Below are 6,013 nucleotides of genomic sequence, written 5' to 3'. Positions count from 1 at the left end.
GGTTCCGAAAGGGTCAAATTCTGGTTCCGAAAGGGTCAAACAAAAAAGCGCCTCTTTGGGGTTCCTGATGGGTCAAACGCTGGTTCTCGATCTAACGAACCTCGGATGGTTCCTGATAGGTCAAATTTTGGGTTCCTGATGGGTCAAATTTACCGTAGCCTATGAGCATGCCTTTGCTCCCCGATAGACACCCCCAGAAAGACTTCTTCATCCTAGATATCGCGGATGTTGTTCCTAAGGACGACACCGCCTCGATGGAGCACCCCCTGTTCTCCTTGGCGACCAAGCCAGACATGCGGCATCTGGTTTACCAGAATGGCGAAAACAGACTGGAAATCGTCCCCTCCGGCCTTGGCCTTCCCACCATCAAGGACAAGGATATTCTGATCTTCTGCATCAGCCAGTTGATGCACATGAAGAACCGGGGCGAGAAGATCGGGAAGCGCGTCCGGTTCAGCGCCCGCGAGTTGTCCATCTCCACAAACCGCCCCATTGGGGGCAACCACTACAAGAGGCTGGAGCAAGCCTTCAAACGGCTACAGGGGACACAGTTCACCACGACGATCCGCACAGGCGGCAAACGTGAAGTGCGGATTTTCAGCCTCGTGGACGAAGCCGGATTCGTCATGCGGGAAGAAGGGATGTGGCGGCTCGATTATTGCGAAGTCGTCCTGTCTGACTGGTTCATGCGGGCGATTGAAGCCAACGAGGTTATAACCATCTCGAACGACTATTTCCGCCTGCGTCGCCCGCTGGAACGCCGCCTGTATGAGATCGGCCGCAAGCACTGCGGAGGTCAGCCGAAATGGCACATCGGCCTCGCCAAGCTTCAGGAGAAGACCGGCAGCAATGCGCCCCTCAAGAAGTTCCGCTTGAACATCCGCCAGATTATCGAGGACGACCACACGCCGTTCTACCGCATGGAGCTGACCGCAGACGACTTGGTGATCTTCCGCCCACGTTCGCCGCAGAGCGACCTATCCCCCGAGATCCGGCTGCCAGAATGGGCCGAAGACAAGGCGAGGGCCATCGCCAGGGAGAAAGGCCGAGACTATTACGCCCTTCGCTCTGACTGGCTGGCGTTCGCCAAGAGCGAAGCGGCCAAAGGGAGCCCGCCGAAGAACGCTGGCGCTGCCTTTTTGGCCTATTGCGGGAAGCAGGATAGCCTGCGCTAACCTGAGTTCGAGGTACCCCGGGATTAGGTTTTCTTAGCGTTGCAAGGCGCAACAACGTAACCTGCTGCGCAACGGGTGAAAGAAACAAGGCGCAACGGCATGAAATACTCACTATCCGAGGCAGCAAAGGCCACCGGAAAGAACAAGACAACAATCCAAAGAGCCATAAAAAATGGCAAAATTTCAGCGACTAAAGGCGACAGCGGCTCCTATCAGATCGAGCCATCCGAGTTGCACCGCGTTTTCCCGCCAGCCGTTGCGCAAGGTGATGCGCAACGGCCCCAAGGCAACGATGCGCAACAGGGCGAATTTAGTTCTATCGACAGCAACTTGTCCCGAGTTCTTGAACTAGAAAAGGATCTGGCGGTCGCGCATGAGCGAGCCAACGGCCTTGAAGCTCAGAAGGATCAGATGGCCGAAACGATCAGCGATCTGCGGAAGCGCCTGGATAGCTCCGAGAGCCGCATGACAGCACTTCTGGCTGACAGCAGACCGAATCGCAGCTCGTGGTGGCCGTGGCGGCGCTCCTAGAAAACGCCCCCAAGCGCACGAGCGTAAGCATTGACGTCTGGATGATATAGTCATCACTGTTGATGGGTGTTTTCTAGATGCCATCCGGGGTCCAGAAGCCATTCCGACGGCAGACGTCCCAAAGATCTTCGTTGGATCTTTTCGCAGAAACAATCATCTCTCTTGCGATTTCTGCGCCTTTGGCTCCAGCCTCTTCTCCCATTTGGCTAGTAACAAAAAATATTAGACCACCCGCCCAATTTCCATTCTGAGCACGCGAATACTCCGGAGAGGATTTATATTTCTCAAACGCAATCTTAATGAATCTGTTTGTCATCTGATGGATTATTACGTGCTCCGGTCCTTTCGCAACATGTCTTCGTCTTGCCTCCCTGTCTTCTTGATCACGTCGCTCTGCCTCTCTCGCCTCTTCCCGGGTGTATTCCAGATCCTGACGCTCTTGCTCTCGTCGGTGTTGAGCTTGTTCGCGCTCGATCATTCTTTTGAGAGCAATCGCTTGAGCTTCAATGCTCTTGACGGGTTTAGGCCAGGGCTCGGTGATAGTCGTTGGTCTGATGCGCTTGGCCTGCTCAAGCACTTCTTCCTCTACTGTCTGAAGATTATCTTGGGCAGCGGCAAGTTCACGAAGCTCGTCGTCGCGGCGCGCCAGCTTGCGTTCCAACGCCTCTCTCGATCTGCAGATATGGGTCTGGACAGGGTAGGAATCTGGACCGTGGCTCGGATAGTGACGTTCAGACCAGCCTACAGGGTCAGCGTCGAACTTCTCTAGCTTGTCTCTGATCTCTGGAATGTCTTTCTCAGCCCAGATATGGGTTTGAATCTGGGCTTCCAGCCTACTTTGAGCGCCGCGGATACGCGACGCCAGTGCTCTAGAAAGTCGGGGTCTATTCATCTTCAAAAACCGTAATTTGGAAAGTTTATGTTCGCATCGGTCAAGCACGATATGACTGCGGCTGAGACATGACATTGATGTTCTGCAGAAATTCAGTCGCCGCTAAAATCCCTCAGGAGGAAATTTCATGAAACGAGTTATTGTCGAGGTTTCAAACCTTATTCCCGCGCATGATGTATTTATCGGAGACGAATTCGATGAGATTGAAAACCTTGTTCCAGTCGCGTTTTACGCACAGGTGAAGATCATGACTGTCGAGTTTCCTGGAAGCGGATTGGAGCAAGAGGTGATCGCTGTCCCGTTGGATAACTTCCAAGATAACCTCGTGGGAGAGGATATGGAAAAATATAATTATCAGAACCTTGTACACCTTGCCAAAGTGCAACGCAGCGGCGACTGACAGCCCTCCTTGAAAACCCAACTGGATAGGTTATATAGACCTATGGTCACCATCTACCGTGCCCACGGGCTGCGCATCATCATCTTCACCGACGATCACGAACCAGCCCATGTGCATGTGTTTGGCGATGGCCAGGCCAAGATCAATCTGATCGGCCCCGACGGCTCGCCGGTTCTGGTTTGGGCACAGGGCATGAAGGGCAACGAGGTTCGCCGGGCGGTCCAGGTTGTTCGCGATCAGCAGGACCTGTTTCTTGCCAAGTGGAGGGAAATCCATGGCTGAACTGACAGACGCCGAGATTGATGCCGCTCTCGAACGTGGCCGCATGGCGCAACAGACCGAACCCCGCGCGGATGCCGTCCGCTACGACCGGCGCAACAGCCGGATTATCGTAGACCTGACCAACGGCTGCACCTTCGCATTTCCGCCTCGCCTCGCGCAGGGGCTGGAAACCGCCAGCGAAGACGAGCTCGAGGCCGTCGAACTCTTGGGCGCGGGCTATGGCCTGCACTGGGAGGCGCTGGACGTAGACCTGTCCGTTCCCGGCCTGATGGCAGGACTATTCGGCACGAAATCCTACATGGCGCGCCGCGCCGGTCAGGCGACCTCTGCAGCGAAAGCGGCGGCGGCCCGGGAGAATGGCCGCAAGGGCGGCAGGCCGCGCAAGCAGGCCTGAGCCGGGGATGGAGCACAGCGACTTTGCCATCGGCAAGGAGTTCCGGACCGCGACCGGGGTCTGGCGCTGCACCGACATCGGCACGCGCACGATCATCGCGATCAAGGTCTCGGATCGCGATGATCCGTCATGGCTCGACGGCCCGCCCTATGCCGTCGCCGAGATGGTCTTTGACGAGAATGATTTCGAAGGGTGTTGGACCGAAAACGCCTGATCGGAGAGGTCGGTAGCGGGAGGTCCAGGAGGGCGCAGCGCCTCTGGCCCAATGGCAATTAGCGGAGCGACTCGCAGAGAATTGCCTAGTGGGTTGTCATTTGAAATGACAATTCTCCCCAACCTCCCTACGCTGCCCCCATGTTCAAAGCAGCTATCCGCGTCAACAAGATGACCACCATCGCCCAGCTTCGCGGGGCGTCCCTTCATGCGCAGCGTCACGATGAGACGGGCAAGGCCCGCGTTCGGGAAGATGCGGAACCCGGCTTCGGCCTCGCCTGGTCAAAGGCCGAGGACGACCGCGACTACCTTGCCGCCTTCAAGGCGCACAAAGCCGAGCTCGGGGCCGGCGAGCGGAAAGGCTCCCCCCTCTGCCTGCAAGCCATCTGCGTCCTGTCCCCGGAATGGGTGCAGAAGGCCGGAAACCTCCATGACCCGGAGAACCCGCACAACCGCCAGCTCTTCGACCAGGCGAAGGCATGGGCCGAGAGCTGGGGCGGCAAGGGATCGGTGATCGCCACCCGCCTCGATCTCGATGAGAAGGGCGGCGCCGTGGTCGACGTGATGGTCTCCCCGGTCCGGGAAAGCCGGGGCAAGCCGGTGATCTCGACCAACAAGGCGCTGCAGGAGCTGAAACAGGACACCGGCGAGCGCAACGAATACTCCGCCCTGCAAACATCTTGGGCCGATTGGTGCCGCGAACATCTGGACGCCGAGATTGTGCGTGGCACCCGGAAAGAGATCACGCAGCGCCAGCATCTGTCGCCGGAAACCTATGGCGCGGTGATGGACAAGGCCCGGTCGGACCTACGGAGGCCTGTAGAGAGCGTCAGAGAGGCCCTACAGGGCTCTGAGCTGTCTTGGAACGACACGGACCTCCTGAGGGACTACCTGCTTCTCAGAGGCGAAATTAGCCGCCACAGGGACGATCCCCGCGGCTACACCCCGCCAGAGGGTGATCTCGACCGGGAGGGGGTCGAAATCTACACCGACCTTGAATCGAACACGTGGAAGCTCATCACCGCCTTCCGCAAAGGCGCTGAGAGCGTCGTGACGGCAGCTTACCGCTTCGGGATGGGGTGGGACCGCCTGAAGGAGCAGGACGGCCACGAGGCGGGCCGTGCGTGGTTCCCTGCGCTTGCCGACCGGCTGCACCTCGGGGCGGTGATCGCCAAATGCGGGGACTTCTGCGCCGAGGCGGAAGCCTTCGTGAAAAACCTGCGCATCGAGAACCCCGAGAGTCACCTTTCCTCGCGCATCCTCTGGCCACTCGGATCACAGGAACTCGTGGAGCGCTACGACCGCCATCTGGGTCTGTCTGCTCCCCAGCACATCCGACCTGTCCACCAGGAGCGAATCCCGGAGGTTCAGAAAGCTCGTGATGTGGAGTCGCCTCAGCAGCGCAGTCGCCACCGTGGAGACGATTACGGCCTATAAGCGCAAAGCACATTTCACATATTTTTGGTGTGAACGGACGAGAGAAAATATGGAATCATTATGCCATAAATTCAGCAAGGTTGCTGTGACTAAGTGGCGTGAAGCCTTTTCTTGGCCTTGTTTCATTAGACAGCCGAACAAGAGCGTTCATCTGTCTTCCAGAAACGCGCTCTCTCTTAAATTGTGCGTAGAGGGCTTTGTCGCTAATGTTCAAAAGCTTTGCGAGGTTTTTAACATTAAGACGCCCATCAGCGTCACACAGATCAGGAAGACCATTAGTCAAAAGCTGGCGAAGCCGGCCTACACTTTCGATATTGCTCATTCTCCACACTCCAGTTGAATGCTACCTTAAACATTTTGTTGAAAAAACACTTGCGCGTCAACACAAAGTTGAATTTTCGTCGATTTTTAAGTTAGATGCTGATCTATAGGCATATCTTGCCTTGCCTTGCCTTGTTTTCCATAGCTGCGGGGGGAGTGAACGTGGCAGGAATGGCAACGCTTATCCCAAGGTCACGCTCGGAAGGGGGGATCGAGGCCGCTGTCACGGCATCTAACCTGTAGTGTTAATAGTGTTACCTACGGAGTATGTTACGGCCCTCCAAAATGCCGTTAACCACCTGATACTGAAAAATTAAACTGTCCACAGGGTTCCGAAAGGGTCAAATTCTGGTTCCGAAAGGGTCAAA

General features: G+C 56.5%; 9 protein-coding genes. 7 read left to right on the top strand and 2 right to left on the bottom strand.

Going from position 1 to position 6,013, the window contains the following annotated elements:
• The first annotated feature begins 161 nt into the window (after nt 1-161).
• Nucleotides 162-1,175, top strand: a complete 1,014-nt coding sequence (locus BLR51_RS26490; protein ID WP_311135850.1) for a replication initiator protein A — start codon at nt 162-164, stop codon at nt 1,173-1,175.
• Nucleotides 1,176-1,274: 99 nt separating this feature from the next.
• Entirely contained in the window at nt 1,275-1,706 is a 432-nt protein-coding gene (locus tag BLR51_RS27580) for a helix-turn-helix domain-containing protein (protein WP_131821909.1), read from the top strand.
• Between the two features lie 73 nt (nt 1,707-1,779).
• Here BLR51_RS27580 and BLR51_RS27575 read toward each other — a convergent pair whose 3' ends face one another.
• On the bottom strand, nt 1,780-2,367 hold the full coding sequence (locus BLR51_RS27575) for a hypothetical protein (RefSeq protein WP_131821908.1): 588 nt from the start codon (nt 2,365-2,367) through the stop codon (nt 1,780-1,782).
• Between the two features lie 358 nt (nt 2,368-2,725).
• Between BLR51_RS27575 and BLR51_RS27570 the strand changes: the two genes are divergently transcribed.
• The 5 genes from BLR51_RS27570 (at nt 2,726) to BLR51_RS26460 (ending at nt 5,324) form a co-directional block, all read left to right on the top strand.
• A complete protein-coding gene (locus BLR51_RS27570; protein WP_131821907.1) occupies nt 2,726-2,998 on the top strand; it encodes a hypothetical protein in 273 nt (90 codons plus the stop codon).
• A gap of 42 nt (nt 2,999-3,040) precedes the next feature.
• Nucleotides 3,041-3,280, top strand: coding sequence for a DUF4160 domain-containing protein (locus BLR51_RS26475; protein WP_089852545.1), 240 nt, complete (start codon nt 3,041-3,043; stop codon nt 3,278-3,280).
• Nucleotides 3,273-3,674 (top strand): DUF2442 domain-containing protein, encoded by a 402-nt coding sequence (locus tag BLR51_RS26470; RefSeq protein WP_089852544.1) that lies wholly within the window; start codon nt 3,273-3,275, stop codon nt 3,672-3,674. Before BLR51_RS26475 ends, BLR51_RS26470 begins: the two co-directional genes overlap by 8 nt.
• A gap of 7 nt (nt 3,675-3,681) precedes the next feature.
• On the top strand, nt 3,682-3,888 hold the full coding sequence (locus BLR51_RS26465; protein ID WP_089852543.1) for a hypothetical protein: 207 nt from the start codon (nt 3,682-3,684) through the stop codon (nt 3,886-3,888).
• 170 nt (nt 3,889-4,058) lie between these two features.
• Nucleotides 4,059-5,324 carry a plasmid recombination protein gene (locus tag BLR51_RS26460; protein WP_131821906.1) on the top strand — a complete coding sequence of 422 codons (1,266 nt, stop codon included), beginning with the start codon at nt 4,059-4,061 and terminating at the stop codon, nt 5,322-5,324.
• 58 nt (nt 5,325-5,382) lie between these two features.
• Here BLR51_RS26460 and BLR51_RS27565 read toward each other — a convergent pair whose 3' ends face one another.
• The gene (locus tag BLR51_RS27565) at nt 5,383-5,646 is read right to left on the bottom strand and encodes a hypothetical protein (RefSeq protein WP_131821905.1); all 264 of its coding nucleotides are present in this window, start codon (nt 5,644-5,646) and stop codon (nt 5,383-5,385) included.
• Between the last annotated feature and the right edge of the window lie 367 nt (nt 5,647-6,013).

Origin of the sequence: Salipiger marinus (genome assembly GCF_900100085.1) — a bacterium.
GTDB lineage: Bacteria > Pseudomonadota > Alphaproteobacteria > Rhodobacterales > Rhodobacteraceae > Salipiger > Salipiger marinus.
This window is presented reverse-complemented; position numbering and strand designations above follow the sequence as displayed.

Coding starts and splice junctions, on each gene's coding strand:
- BLR51_RS27580 (WP_131821909.1), top strand. CDS start 1,275: ATGAAATACTCACTATCCGAGGCAGCAAAGGCCACCGGAAAGAACAAG.
- BLR51_RS26460 (WP_131821906.1), top strand. CDS start 4,059: ATGACCACCATCGCCCAGCTTCGCGGGGCGTCCCTTCATGCGCAGCGT.
- BLR51_RS26475 (WP_089852545.1), top strand. CDS start 3,041: ATGGTCACCATCTACCGTGCCCACGGGCTGCGCATCATCATCTTCACC.
- BLR51_RS26490 (WP_311135850.1), top strand. CDS start 162: ATGAGCATGCCTTTGCTCCCCGATAGACACCCCCAGAAAGACTTCTTC.
- BLR51_RS26470 (WP_089852544.1), top strand. CDS start 3,273: ATGGCTGAACTGACAGACGCCGAGATTGATGCCGCTCTCGAACGTGGC.
- BLR51_RS27565 (WP_131821905.1), bottom strand. CDS start 5,646: ATGAGCAATATCGAAAGTGTAGGCCGGCTTCGCCAGCTTTTGACTAAT.
- BLR51_RS26465 (WP_089852543.1), top strand. CDS start 3,682: ATGGAGCACAGCGACTTTGCCATCGGCAAGGAGTTCCGGACCGCGACC.
- BLR51_RS27570 (WP_131821907.1), top strand. CDS start 2,726: ATGAAACGAGTTATTGTCGAGGTTTCAAACCTTATTCCCGCGCATGAT.